The organism is Ruegeria sp. 6PALISEP08, assembly GCF_001238295.1.
In the GTDB taxonomy this organism is placed as follows: domain Bacteria; phylum Pseudomonadota; class Alphaproteobacteria; order Rhodobacterales; family Rhodobacteraceae; genus Ruegeria.
The window spans coordinates 195986-212517 of record NZ_LGXZ01000006.1; the positions used below are offsets into that span (position 1 = coordinate 195986).

At 57.2% G+C, this 16532-nt stretch carries 17 protein-coding genes; 8 read left to right on the top strand and 9 right to left on the bottom strand.

The window, feature by feature from the left end; genetic code table 11:
• Nucleotide 1: 1 nt before the first annotated feature.
• Nucleotides 2-2530, bottom strand: coding sequence for an ABC transporter permease (locus ALB80_RS11100; protein WP_050604129.1), 2529 nt, complete (start codon nucleotides 2528-2530; stop codon nucleotides 2-4).
• The gene (locus ALB80_RS11105) at nucleotides 2527-3222 is read right to left on the bottom strand and encodes an ABC transporter ATP-binding protein (protein WP_050604130.1); all 696 of its coding nucleotides are present in this window, start codon (nucleotides 3220-3222) and stop codon (nucleotides 2527-2529) included. Before ALB80_RS11105 ends, ALB80_RS11100 begins: the two co-directional genes overlap by 4 nt.
• 66 nt (nucleotides 3223-3288) lie before the next feature.
• Here ALB80_RS11105 and ALB80_RS11110 point away from each other — a divergent pair, with 66 nt between their 5' ends.
• Nucleotides 3289-3912, top strand: coding sequence for an arylesterase (locus ALB80_RS11110; RefSeq protein WP_050604238.1), 624 nt, complete (start codon nucleotides 3289-3291; stop codon nucleotides 3910-3912).
• A 6-nt stretch (nucleotides 3913-3918) separates the two neighbouring features.
• On the opposite strand, the gene ALB80_RS11115 is transcribed toward ALB80_RS11110, so the two are convergent.
• Complete coding sequence (locus ALB80_RS11115; protein ID WP_050604131.1) at nucleotides 3919-4473, bottom strand: L,D-transpeptidase; 555 nt, start codon at nucleotides 4471-4473, stop codon at nucleotides 3919-3921.
• Nucleotides 4474-4636: 163 nt separating this feature from the next.
• A complete protein-coding gene (locus ALB80_RS11120) occupies nucleotides 4637-4843 on the bottom strand; it encodes a cold-shock protein (RefSeq protein ID WP_050604132.1) in 207 nt (68 codons plus the stop codon).
• Nucleotides 4844-5306: 463 nt separating this feature from the next.
• On the opposite strand from ALB80_RS11120, the gene ALB80_RS22175 reads away from it, so the two are divergent.
• Nucleotides 5307-5696 carry a hypothetical protein gene (locus ALB80_RS22175; protein WP_157054189.1) on the top strand — a complete coding sequence of 130 codons (390 nt, stop codon included), beginning with the start codon at nucleotides 5307-5309 and terminating at the stop codon, nucleotides 5694-5696.
• Nucleotides 5697-6238: 542 nt separating this feature from the next.
• On the opposite strand, the gene ALB80_RS11130 is transcribed toward ALB80_RS22175, so the two are convergent.
• Nucleotides 6239-6970, bottom strand: coding sequence for a hypothetical protein (locus ALB80_RS11130; protein WP_050604134.1), 732 nt, complete (start codon nucleotides 6968-6970; stop codon nucleotides 6239-6241).
• 239 nt (nucleotides 6971-7209) lie between these two features.
• Nucleotides 7210-8865, bottom strand: a complete 1656-nt coding sequence (ettA, locus tag ALB80_RS11135) for an energy-dependent translational throttle protein EttA (RefSeq protein ID WP_050604135.1) — start codon at nucleotides 8863-8865, stop codon at nucleotides 7210-7212.
• A gap of 66 nt (nucleotides 8866-8931) precedes the next feature.
• On the opposite strand from ettA, the gene ALB80_RS11140 reads away from it, so the two are divergent.
• The 4 genes from ALB80_RS11140 (at nucleotide 8932) to dacB (ending at nucleotide 12423) form a co-directional block, all read left to right on the top strand.
• On the top strand, nucleotides 8932-9762 hold the full coding sequence (locus ALB80_RS11140) for a hypothetical protein (protein ID WP_157054190.1): 831 nt from the start codon (nucleotides 8932-8934) through the stop codon (nucleotides 9760-9762).
• On the top strand, nucleotides 9755-10225 hold the full coding sequence (locus ALB80_RS11145) for an MOSC domain-containing protein (RefSeq protein WP_050604137.1): 471 nt from the start codon (nucleotides 9755-9757) through the stop codon (nucleotides 10223-10225). The genes ALB80_RS11140 and ALB80_RS11145 overlap by 8 nt, the downstream gene beginning before the upstream one ends.
• Nucleotides 10226-10257: 32 nt before the next feature.
• Nucleotides 10258-10878: a nicotinate-nucleotide adenylyltransferase gene (locus tag ALB80_RS11150; RefSeq protein WP_050604138.1), complete on the top strand. Its 621-nt coding sequence runs from the start codon at nucleotides 10258-10260 to the stop codon at nucleotides 10876-10878.
• Between the two features lie 66 nt (nucleotides 10879-10944).
• Nucleotides 10945-12423 (top strand): D-alanyl-D-alanine carboxypeptidase/D-alanyl-D-alanine-endopeptidase, encoded by a 1479-nt coding sequence (gene dacB, locus ALB80_RS11155; RefSeq protein ID WP_050604139.1) that lies wholly within the window; start codon nucleotides 10945-10947, stop codon nucleotides 12421-12423.
• 24 nt (nucleotides 12424-12447) lie between these two features.
• On the opposite strand, the gene ALB80_RS11160 is transcribed toward dacB, so the two are convergent.
• The 3 genes from ALB80_RS11160 to ALB80_RS11170 all read right to left on the bottom strand — a co-directional run bounded on the left by ALB80_RS11160 (nucleotide 12448) and on the right by ALB80_RS11170 (nucleotide 14081).
• On the bottom strand, nucleotides 12448-12870 hold the full coding sequence (locus tag ALB80_RS11160) for a tellurite resistance TerB family protein (RefSeq protein WP_050604140.1): 423 nt from the start codon (nucleotides 12868-12870) through the stop codon (nucleotides 12448-12450).
• Between the two features lie 102 nt (nucleotides 12871-12972).
• Complete coding sequence (locus ALB80_RS11165; RefSeq protein ID WP_083445269.1) at nucleotides 12973-13347, bottom strand: EamA family transporter; 375 nt, start codon at nucleotides 13345-13347, stop codon at nucleotides 12973-12975.
• The gene (locus ALB80_RS11170) at nucleotides 13344-14081 is read right to left on the bottom strand and encodes a bifunctional 2-polyprenyl-6-hydroxyphenol methylase/3-demethylubiquinol 3-O-methyltransferase UbiG (RefSeq protein WP_050604141.1); all 738 of its coding nucleotides are present in this window, start codon (nucleotides 14079-14081) and stop codon (nucleotides 13344-13346) included. The genes ALB80_RS11165 and ALB80_RS11170 overlap by 4 nt, the downstream gene beginning before the upstream one ends.
• A gap of 379 nt (nucleotides 14082-14460) precedes the next feature.
• On the opposite strand from ALB80_RS11170, the gene ALB80_RS11175 reads away from it, so the two are divergent.
• Both ALB80_RS11175 and ALB80_RS11180 read left to right on the top strand, forming a co-directional pair.
• The gene (locus ALB80_RS11175; protein WP_050604240.1) at nucleotides 14461-16035 is read left to right on the top strand and encodes a lysine--tRNA ligase; all 1575 of its coding nucleotides are present in this window, start codon (nucleotides 14461-14463) and stop codon (nucleotides 16033-16035) included.
• 49 nt (nucleotides 16036-16084) lie between these two features.
• Complete coding sequence (locus ALB80_RS11180; RefSeq protein ID WP_050604142.1) at nucleotides 16085-16486, top strand: DUF4864 domain-containing protein; 402 nt, start codon at nucleotides 16085-16087, stop codon at nucleotides 16484-16486.
• The last annotated feature ends 46 nt before the right edge of the window (nucleotides 16487-16532 follow it).

Sequence of the window (16532 nt, forward strand, 5' to 3'; positions counted from 1 at the left end):
CTCAGTCGCTGGCACGCAGGATACGGGCTGGTCGCGCAGAAAGCGGGCGCAGCGCAAAGGCGAGACCTGCGCAGAGCGTGACGCCGATCCCGGCCAGAACAATGCCGAGGGCCGAAGACCAGATGACCGCAAAACCCGTCTCGAATATGTAGGTGGCAACAGCCCAGCCGCCCAGAATGCCGACCAGCAATGCGACACAGCCTGCAGCGGCCCCTAGCAAAACAGAGCGCAGGCCAAAGCTGCGCAGGATGCGGCCCCGGTTGGCCCCCAGGGTTTTGAGGATCGCCGCCTCGTATCTGCGGGCAGGTTCGCCCGCTGCTGCGGCTCCGATCAAAACCAGAAACCCGGTCAGCAAAGACACACCCGCACCGTAAGATGTGGCGGCGGCGATACCGGCCAACAGGCCCGAAACGCGGTCGATGGCGTCGCGTACCCGAATGGCAGTTATGTTGGGGAACTGGCCAGCGAGGTCACTGAGGATGGCAGCTTCGGCCTGCTCTTCGGCATAGACAGTGGCGATGAAACTGTGTGGCGCGCCGGACAGGGCGGAGGGGTTCATTGACATGATGAACCCCATGCCTACGGTAGAGAAATCCACTTCGCGCATTGAGGTCAGTTCTGCCGTTATGTCGCGACCGAGGATATTGACGGTCAGTTGGTCACCAAGTTGCAGACCCATTTCGGCTGCTTCTTCAGCGGCAAAGCTGACCTGCGGCGCACCCGAATAATCCTTGGCCCACCACTCCCCTTCCGTCACGTTTGCGTTTGCAGGGGGCTGGGCAGAGTAGGTAACACCCCGGTCGCCTTCGAGCACCCAATGATCACCAGCCACGTCGCGGGCAGGACGGCCATTGATCTGTGTGATGATCCCACGCAGCATCGGCGCGCTTTCGATGCGGCTGACGGCGGGGTCCGAGTTCAGACGATCTGTAAAGCCTGGCATCTGATCCTTCTGGATGTCGACGAAGAAATACGAGGGCGCAACGTCTGGCAGGTTGCCTGAAATTGCATTGCGCAGCGTGCCGTCGATCTGTCCAACCGCGGCCAGAACGGACAAGCCCAGACCGAGCGACAGAACCACCGAGCCTGCGCCTTCACGCGGGTCTGAAATGGCGGACAAGGCCCATCGTAAGGCGGGGCGTCCACGTGCCAATGGAGCACCGGCCCGGGCCAGTTTGCGAATGGCATAGGCAGCGAGGGTCAGCAAAACCAGCGCACCCACAAGCCCGCCGCTTGTCCAAAGGGTCAATCGGGTGGATCCGCTGAACCACGCGGCGATGGCGATAAGCAACGTAAGCCCGATGCCGGTGGCGACGACATAGATCGGGCGAGGAAATGCGCGGGCCGTGCTCAGCGCATCGCGAAACAGGGTTGCGGCCCGTACATCTTCGGTTCTTGCCAACGGCCAGAGTGTGAACAGAAACGCTGTGAGCAACCCATAGATCGCGGCCTCGATCAACGGTTGCGAATAGAGCGAGAATACCGCCGGGACCGGTAACTGGCTTTCCAACAGAGGAGCCAGAAGAAGTGGCGCCAGTCCACCCAGCACCAGACCGATCACAATCCCTATCAAAGAAAGCACGCCGATCTGAATCATGTAGGTTTGAAAAATCGTCGCGCGATCCGCCCCCAAGGTGCGCAGGGTCGCCACGGTTTCCGTTTTTTGGGACAGATATGCGCGCACGGCCGCAGATACACCTATGCCACCCACCGCAAGACCGGAGAGGCCAACAAGGACCAGAAAGGCGCTGAGGCGGCTGACAAATTCGGATATTCCGGGGGCACCGTTGCGTGCATCGCTCCATCGCATTCCCGTGCCGTCAAAGGCGTTGCTGGCATCGGCAGCGACCTCGGCAAGGGCGACTGTGTCAGGCAGGTTCAATCTATACTTAGTCGTGAACAGAGTGCCGGGTTCCAGCAACCCGGAGGCCTGTAGTGCCTCGGTCCGCACCAATGTTCTCGGCCCCAGACCAAACCCGTCCGCCGCACTGTCCGGTTCGTTCAGCAGCGCGGCCGTCAGGATGAATTCCTGTGTACCAAGCTTGAAACGATCACCAACAGACAGCCCAAGCCGGTCGATCAGCACGTGCTCCATAATCGCTCCGGGCAAACCGGATGCCCCGCTCAGGGCGTCTTCCAACGCTATGTCAGGCTCAAGCTTAACCGAACCAATCAAGGGATACGCAGTGTCGACGGACTTAACCTGGGTCAGTGCACGTTCCGATCCGGCGGCGCGGGGCACAACAGCCATCGAACGGAAATCGACGATCTCGGACACCTGCTCGGACGCTTGCTGCATCCAGGCGCGTTCGGCCTCATCGGCAAAGCGATAGGTGAACTCAAGCTGGGCATCGCCGCCCAAAAGCGACGCACCTTCTTGCGCCAATCCGGTCTGGATGGCCTGCCGCACCGACCCGACGGCAGCAATGGCTGCGACGCCGAGGGCCAGACAGGCCAGAAAGATGCGAAATCCGCGCAAGCCGCCGCGCAGCTCGCGACGGGCGAGGCGTCCCGCCAGTCGCAGGCTCATTCGGCAGCCTCCTGCTGGGTCTCTTCTGCGATTCGCCCGTCACGCAGCCGAACGACCCGGTCACAGCGCTCTGCCAGGGAATGGCTGTGAGTGACAAGAACAAGAGTTGCCTCATATTTCCGACGCAGTCCAAACAGCAGATCAACAATCGCGGCACCGTTTGCTTCATCCAGATTCCCGGTCGGTTCATCCGCCAAAAGGATTTTGGGACGCGGCGCAGTGGCACGGGCCAGGGCCACCCGTTGCTGTTCACCGCCTGACAGTTGCGCCGGATAGTGATCGCGCCGATGGGAAAGCCCAACAGCGTCCAGTTCAGCCTCGGCACGGTCGAACGCATCCTTGTGACCCGACAGCTCCAGCGGGGTTGCCACGTTCTCCAGCGCTGTCATGGTCGGGATCAGGTGGAAGTTCTGAAACACCACCCCCATGGTGTTGCGGCGAAACCGGGCCAGTGCGTCTTCGTCCATGCTGGTCAGGTCCTGATCCAGAGCGGTGATTTGGCCACTGGTCGCCTGTTCCAACCCGCCCATCAACATCAGCAGCGAAGATTTGCCCGAACCGGACGGCCCGATCAGGCCCAGTGTCTCACCCTTGGTCACTTTCAACGTAATGTCATGCAGAATATCGACCCGTCCGGCATTGCCATCCAGAGATAAAGCAGCATTTTGGAGGGTGAGAACAGCAGATGTCATGGGTCTACCCGTTTGAGGAGCGGTCTTTTGGGATATGGAGCGATCAGCACATTGCGCAAGACTTTGATGACAGGTCTGTTTGTCTGCTGCGGTTTCACGGCCACAGCCGAGCAAGTGGTGATTGCCGCCTTGGGGGATTCGCTGACACAGGGCTATGGGCTGGTGGAAGAGGATGGGTTCGTCCCACAGCTTGACCGTTGGATTCAGGCGCAGGGTGCAGATGTACGGGTGATAAATGCCGGAGTTTCGGGTGACACAACGGCAGGCGGGGCTGCGCGGGTGGAATGGACCCTGACGCCGGATGTTGATGGAATGATCGTCGCCTTGGGCGGAAATGACTTGTTGCGCGGGATCGATCCTGCGGTCTCACGCACCAACCTGCGCAACATCCTTGAGGTTGCGCGGGATAGCGATGTCGCCGTTCTGCTGATCGGAATGCAAGCGCCGGGCAATTACGGTGCCGAATACAAGCAGGCGTTTGACGCTATGTATCCTGAACTGGCGCAGGACTATGGGGTCTTGTTTGCCAGTAGTTTCTTTGAAGGGCTGGCAGCAGACGGTGATCCCGGTGCAGTGTCGCAATTCATGCAGGCTGACGGCATTCACCCCAACGCCGCCGGGGTAGCTAGGATCGTCGACGCGTTGGGCCCATCCGTTCTAGAGCTTGTTGAACTGGCAACGGCCCCCTGATTTCGATCAGACGACCGTGACAACGGTTCCGATTGGGACCCGGTTGTACAAATCAACGACATGTTCATTCAGCATTCGAATGCACCCGTTTGATACTGCCCGACCAATTGTTTGCGGCTGAGTCGTGCCGTGGATGCGGAAATAGGTATCGACCCCGTTCTGAAACAGATACAGCGCCCGTGCGCCCAAGGGGTTATCTCCGCCACCGGGTTGGACATAGTCATTGTCCTTGAATTTAGCGTAGGCCACCGGGTCGCGCTCGATCATTTCATTGGTCGGACGCCAGGTGGGCCATTCCTTTTTCACGTCGATGGTGGCTGTGCCGGTGAACTCCAGCCCTGCTTTGCCAACACCACAACCATAGCGGATCGCTTTGCGCGGTTCAGTGACGTAATAAAGATAGAACGAGCGAGGGGCCACCAGAAGCTGCCCGGGCAAGAATTGCTTTTTGATGCGTACGAATTGCGGTGTCGGATCGTACTCGACCGCTTTCTTGGCGCTGGCGATACCTGGCAACAAACTGACTGCAGAACCTGCCAGAAAAACACGGCGTGTGAACATCGAAACCCTCATCGAATGACCAATGAAACCTAAGAACCAGTTTCATCATGATATGATATTTGGTCAATTCTAGGGCAAGCATCACACAGTCGTGATGTGTCCCGCCTGCCACCAGAGGTGGCGGTGGAAAAGGGCGAGGGGGACCCCTCACCCAATCTCAAGCTTATGCAAGCTGGATATTGTCGGCGCTTTCGCGACCGTCACGACCAGCGCGCAGCTCGTATGTGACTTTCTGGTTGTCGGCCAGACCGGTAAGGCCCGAACGCTCGACGGACGAGATGTGAACGAAGATGTCTTTGCCGCCATCTTCGGGTGCGATAAAGCCGTAGCCTTTGGTTGTGTTGAACCATTTTACGGTGCCTGCGGGCATATCCGTTGTCTCCTGTTTAGTGCTGCCCACGGTGTTGCGGCAGCCCGGCGTCGTTGTCTGTATCGATAGACTGAGCGCCGGAATCGGAGACAGTGGGTCGAATAGAAAAACGTTAGCCCTTTTCATATGGCATTGAGGTGGCCATGTGGCAAGGGACGATCGCCTGGATTAAACAATGGCACCAGAGCATATTGAGGCGATTCAAGGGAATTTTTTTCAAAGGGCCGGACCAGCCATACCTTGCTCACTCGACCAGCGGTCGCCCGCGTTTTCGAACAAACGCATAATGTGACTAATCAGAATCACACCTCTGCATTTTGGCGGTTTGAGGCTCAGGACCAGAGGTATCATGTTCGGGCACGTCTTCGTAGATCTCACAAGTTCTCATTTTTATTCAATTATTGTGATGTTTGAAAAAAGACTCCGGAATGCTATACTCAACTGCATAAACGTGGGGGCGGGTATGAGACTTGTATGCACATTAGCGGTTCTGTTCTGGGCCGGAGCTTCAGATGCTTTGACCATCTCGGATGGGTCGGAAAGTGCGACTGCGGGTAATGATCAAATTATACCCGAGCTTCAATCAGTCTTTGACAGTGAAAGACATCGTGAAGAGATGGAATGGGAAAACCTGCGTTTGACCAAAGTCCCCGAAACCTCAGACCATGACCGGCATCTCGAAGAGCTGGAGTTGTTGCAGGAACAGACCACTCAGGAGCAGGGCGTGACGGAAGGCAATGTGACAGAGGCAAACCTCTCGGCCGTCCCTATTCCAGCCAGTTGGTTGCTGCTGGTTGGCGCATTGGCGGGGCTGTTTGGTCTCGGGAAGCTTCACGGAAACCGGTCAGCTTAAGGGCCATAGCTGCAATCATCCATAAGAGTTTTGACTAGGACGCCGGAGTTTGGTTGCTTTGAGCAGCCTTGAGGCGATCGAGCGCGGCTAGTGGCATTCAGCCCCGTAACCGCATTCGTCCATCCATCGTGATATCCGCACGTGTCGGGTTGATCCGGAATGGAGTGGTGGTGTCACCAAGGGCATGCTCGCAGAGCCGTAGGATGGGGTTTTACCCCATCATTTGAGATAGTTGGATTTGGAGGAGTGAGGAGCAATGGGTGCGAGCACCCATCCTACTTTGGCTAGTCACTTCAAACCGTCATGCAGAATGGTCAGACTCGAAAATGGTCCGCTAGCTGATGGCTATACCTCTCTACGAGGTCTTTTCTCCAATGGATTGCGCTTTTTTAAATCGTTCAGACGGTCTGAAAAGATCTTTCGAAGGTAAGTGTAGTCTTGGTGCTATTCTGGCAAACCTCATATGCGGCCAAACCTTCTGTCAACGATTTGGCAGCTAAACACGCACGGATCTAGGTGTTAACTCATCTGCAGTCACATGATCAATCGGTCGCGGTCAGCGTGCCGCTTAATGCACGTTGCAGCAGGCTTTCGGCAGGTAGTTGGTCATAGGCTCCCGTGCTCGAATTCCGATAAAGTTCACCTGCCCTTCTTACCATCGAACCGAAGAAATGTATTGTCTCGCTCTGATCCGGGTATTCCAGGGGAAACTGTTGCGGGTCATGAATGTTTTTGCGGAGTTTGGGCGCTCCGAATGGGTAGTGCACGTGGGGTGGCGTTAGTTCGATGTTGCCGTGTTCGCGGGCCAGCAGTGTCAAAAGGATCGGACCAAAAAAGTTTCGGGGCAGGTTGTCGGAATAGAAATCCACCTCGCCCAGTCTTTCAAACATGTCCTTTGCGGATTTGTTTTCGACCCCGGTTTCCACATTGGTATCCCACGTGTCACGAAACTGGATTTTGTCGCCCTGTGTCAGGAACAGATAGTCCGAGAATAAATCCGAATCCGGATCCAGATACATTACACCGTTCCACAGATAGCGGGTGCCATCCCGGAATGCGCGACCAATCGTGATCAGATTGGTGTCGAAAGTCACCGGCTTGAGTAGATAGACATCGCAATCAACCCAAATAAGGTTCTCGGCCTGCATCACCTTCAGGCGGAAAAGGTCCGAAAAGCGGGCCGAGTGCTGTTGAAGAATGCGTTCCGACGCTTCCGTCAGTTCGAGCACGGTTGACGCGTCGCGCAGAATGACGCCTTCGGGAACACCGCTCATGTTTGGTTGGTAGCTGAATAACGTGATTGGTTGGCCAGCGCGCACAAAAGAAGACAGACAGGCCTGTTCCAGTGGACCAAGTGCCGACCCGGACCAAAATGTACCAAACCATTCTGCATAGTATGTCCTTGTTCAGAAATACTCCGTCGTTGCAGCGAAGGCGAGAGCAGCCCTTCGAACCGCTGGGTGAGGGCGGAGTGCACCCTCACCGTTCAAGGTTGCAGTGGTTCTGCCCGTTCTCACCGCGCAAACTTCTTATGCTTCAACCGCTTGGGCTCCAACGCGTCCGGTCCAAGACGGCGTTTCTTGTCCTCTTCGTAATCCTCGAAGTTGCCCTCGAACCATTCCACATGGGCATCACCCTCAAACGCCAGAATATGCGTGCAGATCCGGTCGAGGAAAAAGCGGTCGTGCGAGATGACCACGGCGCAGCCGGCGAAATCGACCAGAGCGTCTTCCAGCGCGCGCAGGGTTTCGACGTCCAGATCGTTGGTCGGTTCGTCGAGCAGCAGGACGTTGCCGCCCTCTTTCAGAAGACGGGCCATGTGGACGCGGTTGCGCTCACCACCTGACAGAAGCGAGACCTTTTTCTGCTGGTCGCCGCCCTTGAAGTTGAAGGACGAGCAATAGGCGCGGGAATTGACCTGCGCATCGCCCAATTGGATGATCTCGGCACCGCCGGTGATCGCCTCCCACACAGTGTCGTTGTCTTTCAAGTCGTCGCGGGACTGGTCGACATAGGACAGTTCGACCGTGTCGCCCAGCGAGATGGTGCCGCTGTCGGGCTGTTCCTGACCGGTGAGCATCTTGAAGAGCGTTGATTTACCGGCGCCGTTGGGGCCGATGACGCCGACGATACCGCCGGGGGGCAGGGCGAAGTCCAGCCCTTCGATCAGTTGCTTGTCGCCCATATGTTTCGACAGGCCTTCGACCTCGATCACTTTGCCGCCAAGGCGCTGGCCGTTGGGGATAACGATCTGGGCGCGGGTCAGCTTTTCGCGCTCGGACTGGTCTGCCAGCTCGTTATAGGCGTTGATCCGGGCCTTGGATTTGGCCTGACGGGCCTTCTGGCCCTGACGCATCCAGTCCAGTTCACGCTGCAGGGTTTTCTGCTTGGACTTGTCCTCGCGGGCTTCCTGCTCCAGCCGTTTGGCCTTTTGTTCCAGCCATGCGGAATAGTTGCCCTCGTAAGGCAGGCCGCGGCCCCGGTCCAGTTCGAGGATCCAGCCGGTGATGCTGTCGAGGAAATAGCGGTCGTGGGTGACGATCAGGATGGTGCCTTTGTAATCGATCAGATGCTGTTGCAGCCAGGCGATGGTTTCGGCGTCCAGGTGGTTGGTCGGTTCGTCGAGCAGCAGCATGTCGGGCGCTTCGAGCAGCAGCTTGCAGAGCGCCACGCGGCGTTTCTCACCGCCCGAAAGGTTGGCGATGTTGGCATCGTCTGGCGGGCAGCGCAGCGCTTCCATCGAGACGTCGATCTGGCTGTCGAGATCCCAGAGGTTCTGGCTGTCGATCTCGTCCTGCAGTTTGGCCATCTCGTCAGCGGTTTCGTCCGAGTAGTTCATCGCCAGCTCGTTATAGCGGTCAAGGATCGCCTTCTTCCCGGCCACGCCCAGCATGACGTTTTCACGCACGCTGAGGGTTTCGTCCAGCTTCGGCTCCTGCGGGAGGTAGCCGACCTTGGCGCCCTCGGCCGCCCAGGCTTCGCCGGTGAAATCCTTGTCCAGACCGGCCATGATCTTCATCAGCGTCGATTTACCCGCACCGTTAACACCGACAACACCGATTTTCACGCCGGGCAGAAAGCTCAGGTGGATGTTTTCAAAGCACTTCTTGCCACCAGGATAGGTCTTGGAGACACCCTGCATGTGGTAGACATATTGATAGGCGGCCATGTCGCGTCCTCTGGGTCGGGGAAATTGAGTTGGGCGGTGTGATAGCGGATGCGTTTGGTGGGGGCAATGAGGCACTATCTGTTTGAGCAACTGAGAGAGGACATTTTTATGCAGGGCGAACAACGCAGGTCGGTGGAATTTAGCGTACTGGAGTTTCGCGAAGCTGATCTCTCCGAAATGGAGGAATGGGAAGCTGCCGCACTAGCTTTAACTTCATATATTGCAAGTGAAGTTCGTACTATGATGCGTCTCTATCTCGCTTCGGCTCATGATTTAGACGACGAGTTCTTGGTAAACCTAGCTTCGATCTCTCAGCGCGCTGTGGTCTTACGCATTTGGTCCGCCAAGCTTTACGAGTTCATAGATTTCGTCGAGAAAAACAACCGGCAGGAGTCCAAGCTGCCGAAGCCGTTATTAGACTTGATAGATAAGACTGCGCAAAGACTGAAAGAAGTCAAAAGTGGCCAAGGTTGGGCTATTGCGAGAGCAATCAGAAACGAAACTGCATTTCACTACAATTTGAAAGCTGTGAAGAAGAACTTGAGGCACTTAACTTCTGGTGTGGATTTGAATTTTTATTTTAATTCCCAAGCTGCCAACAGCATGTTCCCAATAGGAGAAGAAGTTGTTTTCAATGGGCGATTACATCGAAGTGGTCACCCAGGAGCAACTGTTGAGCAGAGAGGAGCTATTCTAAAGGAATGGCATACTTGGAATGTTTCAGTGACACGCGAAGTTTTTAGGCTGCACCAAAAGATGGTCAAAGCCTACGTTCATCCTAAGCAGCAGTTTGCCATACCGCGAAAGCGTAGTGTCTCGATGGCGAATTGCAAAGTGAAAGACTTTGACTCTTTCAGGCTCCCTCTATTTGACGTCCCGGGTGAACGCAGTGAGTGATCTAAAATCCTTGATTGCCGGCTGGGCGCAGCCCGGACGGATTGAATGGATTGGTCTGCGGCCAAAACGGCGGGCGGAGATGGTTACGGTTGATGCTGGGATGATCTCCAACGACGGCCTCGAAGGCGACCGCAGCCGCGCAGGCAAGCGGGCGGTGACGCTGATTCAGCAAGAGCATCTGGCTGCGATTGGGTCTTATCTCGGGCAGGGGCCGGTTGCACCTGACATTCTGCGGCGCAATCTGGTGGCGTCGGGGATCAATCTGGCGGCGCTCAAAGGGCGCGAGGTTCAGGTGGGCGAAGCCGTTCTGCGCTTTACCGTGATCTGCGCGCCGTGCAGTCGGATGGAGGAGGCCCTTGGTCAGGGCGGCTACTCTGCCGTGCGCGGGCATGGCGGATGGTGCGCTGAGGTCCTCCGCCCTGGGCAGGTCAGGCTGGGTGATGCGGTGCAACCTGTTGATTGACAACGCCGCCGAGTTCTGAACATCAGCAAAGGATGTTGCGAAGCGCCATTCCATATGCGCGGCCCGGACAGGTCGTTGGTCTGTTCGGCGGGTCCTTTGACCCGCCGCATCAGGGGCATGTGCATGTCACGCGCGAGGCGATAAAGGCGTTTGGGCTGGATCGGGTGTGGTGGCTGGTGTCTCCGGGCAATCCGTTGAAAGAACATGGGCCAGCCCCAATGGCGCGGCGACTGCAAGCCGCGAAAGCCGTGATGCAACACCCGAAGGTCGAAGTGACGGATATCGAGGCGCTGACCGGCACGCGGGCGACAGCTGATACTCTGGCAGCGCTGAGGCTGCTGTACCCGCAGGTTCGGTTTGTCTGGCTGATGGGGGCGGATAATCTGGCGCAGTTTCATCGTTGGAAAGACTGGCGGCTGATTATGGACAGTGTTCCTGTTGGCGTCGTCGCACGGCCGGGGGATCGGATTTCGGCGCGGATGTCGCCTGCGGCTCGGGTCTATGCAAAGTACCGCATCGACGGGCAGGCGCGGCATCTTTTGGGTCAGGCGCAGGCTCCGGCATGGTGTTTCGTGAACGTTCCGATGGTTAATGTCAGCTCGACAGAGATCCGGACGCGCGGGGAATGGGGCGCGAAAGTGTTGCCGGAATAGCCCCCATGGGCGCATAATCTCGGCAAGTGGTTGTGTGCGTTTGCTCAGTGGGATTTTAATTCGGCTATGGCTGGTCGTTTTTCACGTCGTGTATTTCTGGGGGGATTGGGGGCATCTCTGATCCCGGCAGCGGGACTTGCGCAGGCGCCGCTGGTCTCTCTCAGGCCGCAGATCCGCGGGGTGCCTCTGAGCGGGGCCGAACGTCTGGTGGCTGCGGCTGGACTAAAGGGCGAGGTTGTGTTTGCGGTTGCGGAAGTGGAGACCGGGGCGCAACTGGAGGTGTTCGGAGATGGGGCCGCCTTGCCCCCGGCCAGTGTCGGCAAGGCGCTAACCGCGCTTTATGCGCTGGACGTTCTGGGCGCGGATCACCGGTTTGTAACCCGTTTGGTGGCGGATGGACCGATCGAGAATGGCATTCTGCATGGTGATCTAATCCTGGTGGGCGGCGGAGACCCCCTGCTGGATACGGATGCGCTGGCTACGATGGCGGCCAACCTGCGCGAGGCTGGAGTTACCGAGGTACGCGGTGCGTTCAAGGTCTATGACGGAGCGCTGCCTTTTGTGTTCAGCATCGATCCCGGGCAGCCGGATCATGTGGGTTACAGCCCAGCCGTCAGCGGGATTTCGTTGAATTTCAACCGTGTTCACTTTGAATGGAAGCGTGCTGGAAAGGGCTATGACGTAAGTATGGACGCGCGCAGTGCGCGCTATGTGCCTGCTGTGGATGTGGCCGCTATGCGAGTCGAGAGCCGAAGCCTGCCCATATACACCTATCAGCCAAGCGCGCGTCAGGATCGCTGGACCGTGGCCAAGGGTGCGCTGGGCAATGGGGGTGCGCGCTGGTTACCGGTACGCAAACCCGCGCTTTATGCAGGCGATGTGTTTCGAACCTTGGCGCGGTCAAACGGGGTTGTGCTCGGGCGGGTTCAAGTGACACGGCAAAGCCCGCAGGGCGTGGACCTTGTGGTGCATCGCAGTGACCCATTGGAGAGTATTCTGCGCGGGATGCTGAAATATTCGACCAATCTGACGGCTGAAATGGTCGGGCTGGCTGCAACCAAAGCACGGGGTGTCTATCCCGGAGACCTGGCTGAGTCGGCGGCCGAGATGAACCGTTGGGCGTCAGAGAGCTTTGGCGTCAGCGGTATCGCCATGGTCGATCATTCTGGTTTGGGTGACGCCTCTCGCATTGTGCCCGCAGATCTGGTTTCGGCCTTGGTGGTGGCGCAGAAGGCTGGAATATTGCGCCCCCTGATGAAGCCGTTTGCGTTGACTGATCGGAATGGTCGGATTGTCAAAAACCACCCTGTAAAGGTTGATGCAAAGACTGGGACATTGAACTTTGTCTCGGGGCTGGGTGGATTCCTGACAACGGCAGATGGGGTCGATCTGGCCTTTGCGATATTCACCGCGGACGTGGCGCATCGCGCAAACATACCACGCGCACAACGTGAACGTCCGGATGGCGCGCGCAGCTGGAACCGACGGTCGCGGAAACTGCAACGCGCGCTGCTCGAACGCTGGGGCGCGTTGTACGGCAGTTAAAATCTGAAACCCGACGGGCCCTTGTCAGACGGCGTGGCGCGCGCGGGCTCCGCGCTCAATTGCGGCAGCGTGCAGGCGGTCGATGTTCAATTCATAACGTATTTCTTCCAGCAATCGCAGCTCGGTTTCGGCCAGTGATCCGTCTGCGGCGGCAACATCACAGGCCAACGCATAAGCGGTTTCGTTTAACCGTTCTGGAAGGTTGTCGCGGATCAGGCCAAACAGAGCATCCAGCCCGTCTTCCTGTTCAAACAGATCAAACACGATCTGTGACACGTGGCGTATCCGGTCGATATCATACCCGGCGAAGACCGGAAGCATGTTCACCGCAACTTCTATCTTGACCAGTTCAGCGGTTCGGATCGTTTCATCAGATGCCGAAATCGCAACCATGATCGCCACAAGGCAATCCTGTGGGGACATCGGGTGGGGAACTTGCTCGGTCATTCGGTGCATCCTGCTTGGGGTTCTTCAAAGGCGCAGGATAGAAGGGGGGCAGGGCAGGTTCAACATCTTGTTTTGCCGGGTCTGTGCGGCAGGTTGAACCGATCAGGTGTTCATCACCACCATCCCGCCGAGCAAAAGACCGGCCCCAACCCAATAGCGCAGCCCAAGCGTTTCGCCAAAGAACAGCCATGAGGCAAGTGGAACCAGCACAAAGCTGAGCGCCATGAACGGATAGGCTTGCGACAAGGGCACATGTCTGAGGACATAAATCCACAAGATCGTTGCTGATCCATAGATCGCAAGTGCGACAAGTAAAAAGGGGTCAAGCAGGGTATGCAGAACGCCCATCACGCCTGTGGCGTCGCGTTCGTCGATCCGCCCGCCAGCGAGTTTAAAAAGCACCTGCCCGAGGGAAATCATGACAGGCGTCAACAGCAGGCCCGTCCAGATCAGAACCGTCGGTGTGGCGGCGCTCATGCCGCCTGATCCTTTACGGGCTTTTCGTTGGTTTGCTTCGCCGGGCGATCTTCGCAGTAGTAGATGTCGCGCCCGATATCTTCGCAGACATGCGCGCTGGGACTGGGATGCACAGCACGCAGAAAGCTGTGAGTGTAGGGGAAGAAGTTGAAATGCGGATTGAAGCTGTAGCGGTACTCCCTCTCGCGCGGGACTACAATTATGACGCGCTTTCGCGCGACCCGGCGCAGTTCAGCAATCGCGCGGCGATAGTCCAATAGGTGTTCGATCACATGGGTGCAGATAACGGTGTCGAAGCGGTTGTCTTCAAAGGGCAGATCCTCGATCCGTGCGGCAACATAAGTGATGTTGTCCAGGGCTTCTGCATCGTCGACCACAAAATCGACGCCGGTCAAATAGGTAATATCCGGGCGAAGGGCGCGGATACGTTGCAAAAGAACGCCGGTGCCGCAACCGACATCACAGATACTGCCGCCCACTAAGTCTTTGGCGACCCGATCAATGCAGGCTTCGGAATTGTCGGTTCCGTCGTGAACGCGTGGGTGGTCGCGATACAGGGTTTCGTATTCTTCATCCGTCAGAAAGGGCGCACGTTCGCGGAATGCGGCAAGCCGCGTAATATGTTCGCCCCAGACCCGGCGAGCCAGCCAGTGGAAAGCGGCGCTGTCACGCAGAATTGGCGGCACGATATCTTCGAGAACAAAGCGGATCAGGTTGGTAGTTTCGCGTCGCATCTTGTGTCCTCTGGTCCGGGAAGGTCCTGTTTTTCGCCCTAGTCATACATGGCCCGGGAAACACACGAAATACACAAGCCAAGCCAGAGTGTGTCGCACGTGTCATTTTTGTTTCGGGGTCACACTCATCTTGCCGATTTAGTTTCAAGAACGCTGGTTCGTGAAATGGAAGACATAGAAATGGCTGGTAGAGTGTTTGTGGGTCAAACAACCTGGGCGGTTCGAGCTTCTTTCAGCCCGACCGCAGACCTGTTTTCGACCGGGGTATGGCGCGAAATGCGCCACTGCTTTATTGACTCATGCTGCACTGGCACAATAGGAGGGGCCGGTCCGGTTGCATGGGGCGACCAGAACACCTTCCCCGATGGAGCATTTTGAAATGTCTGAACTGCGTGAAACCGCGATGTCGTCCAAGGCCTGGCCTTTTGAAGAGGCGCGCCGGTTGCTCAAACGCTACAGACAAGGTGCTCCGGAAAAGGGGTATGTCCTGTTTGAAACCGGTTACGGCCCGTCGGGCTTGCCACATATCGGTACGTTCGGTGAGGTGGCGCGAACCACGATGATCAAACGTGCGTTCGAGGCGTTGTCAGATATTCCGACCAAGCTGATCTGTTTCTCGGACGATCTGGACGGGATGCGCAAAGTGCCCAGCAACGTTCCGAACCCGGAGATACTGGAACAGCATTTGCAGCGCCCGTTGACATCGGTGCCGGATCCATTCGGCGAGTATGACAGCTTTGGCGAATACAATAACGCCATGCTACGACGGTTCCTCGACACTTTTGGGTTTGAGTATGAGTTCTACTCGGCCAAGGAGTTCTATGAGTCCGGACAGTTTGACGAGGTCCTCAAGCGCGCGGTTGAGCGCTATGACGAGATCATGGCGATCATGCTCAAAAGTCTGCGAGAGGAGCGCCAGCAGACCTATTCGATCTTCCTGCCGCTGCACCCCGAAAGCGGTCGGGTGATGTATGTTCCGATGAAAAAGGTCTGTGCCGAGACATACACAGTGACCTTTGACGACGAGACGGGCAGAGAATGGACCGTTCCCGTCACCGGTGGCCATGTAAAGCTGCAGTGGAAGCCGGACTTCGGCGCGCGCTGGGCGGCGTTGGGTGTCGATTTCGAGATGTATGGCAAAGAACACGCGACCAACGAAAAGATTTATGACGCGATCTGCCGGGCTCTGGGCGGTCGTGCGCCCGAACATTTCTCGTATGAGCTGTTCCTGGATGAAAATGGTCAGAAAATTTCGAAATCGTCCGGCAATGGCGTGGCTATTGACGAATGGCTGACCTATGCGCCGACCGAGAGCTTGGCGTATTTCATGTATCAAAAGCCCAAGACGGCCAAGCGGATGCATTTCGATGTAATCCCGAAGGCTTATGACGAATATCATCAACAGTTGCGTGCCTATCCGGGGCAGGATCTGAAGGCGCAGTTGAACAACCCGGTTTGGCATATCCATGGGGGTGATGTTCCTGAATCGACCTTGATCGTGCCCTTCGCGATGTTGTTGAATCTGGCATCGGTGTCTGGTGCGGAAGACAAAGAGGCGCTGTGGGGCTTTATCCGCCGTTATGCGCCGGAGGCGACGGCCGAGAGCCATCCCGATCTGGATCAGGCGGCAGGCTTTGCGGTTCGCTACTTCAACGACTTCGTCAAACCGACGCGCAAGCATCGCGCACCTACGGATCAGGAACGCGAGGCGTTGGAAGCGTTGAAAGCTGCGCTTGAAGCTTACGATGGGCCGACCGAGGACGAGGCGCTGCAATCTGTGGTCTATTCCATCGGACGCGAGCGGTTCGATCCCATGCGTGGCTGGTTCACGGCCCTGTACGAGGTGCTGCTGGGCGCATCACAAGGCCCGCGTTTTGGTGGGTTCATCGCTTTGTACGGTGTGCCTGAGACAATTGCGCTGATCGACAAGGCGCTGGCCGGAGAGCTGGTCTGATTTGACCTGAACAGGTGTGGGGCTACTCTTTTCACAAGGAGGTGACCCCATGCGTCGACTGTTGCTTGCTATATCCTTGAGTGCCGGATTGGCGTCAGGAGCGTTTGCACAAAGCGCCGAGATTGAGGCGAATATCGCGGCGCAAATACAAGCCTTCAAGGCGGATGATTTTGCGACGGCCTTTACCTTTGCCAGTCCCAACATTCAGCGCCTGTTCCAAAACCCCGACAATTTCGGAGCCATGGTGCGCAATGGGTATCCCATGGTTTGGCGTCCGGCGGACGTGCGCTTTCTGGAGCTGCGTGAGATCGCCGGAGCTTTGTGGCAGAAGGTAATGATCACCGACGGCAACGGCAGTATTCATATTCTGGATTATCAGATGATCCCGCTGGAAAGCGGTTGGAAGATCAACGGCGTGCAGCTTCTGGGAAAATCGGATCCTGCAGCCTGACGCAACACCACCGTCACGGTGAGATGAGCCGTGGTTAATTCCCTTT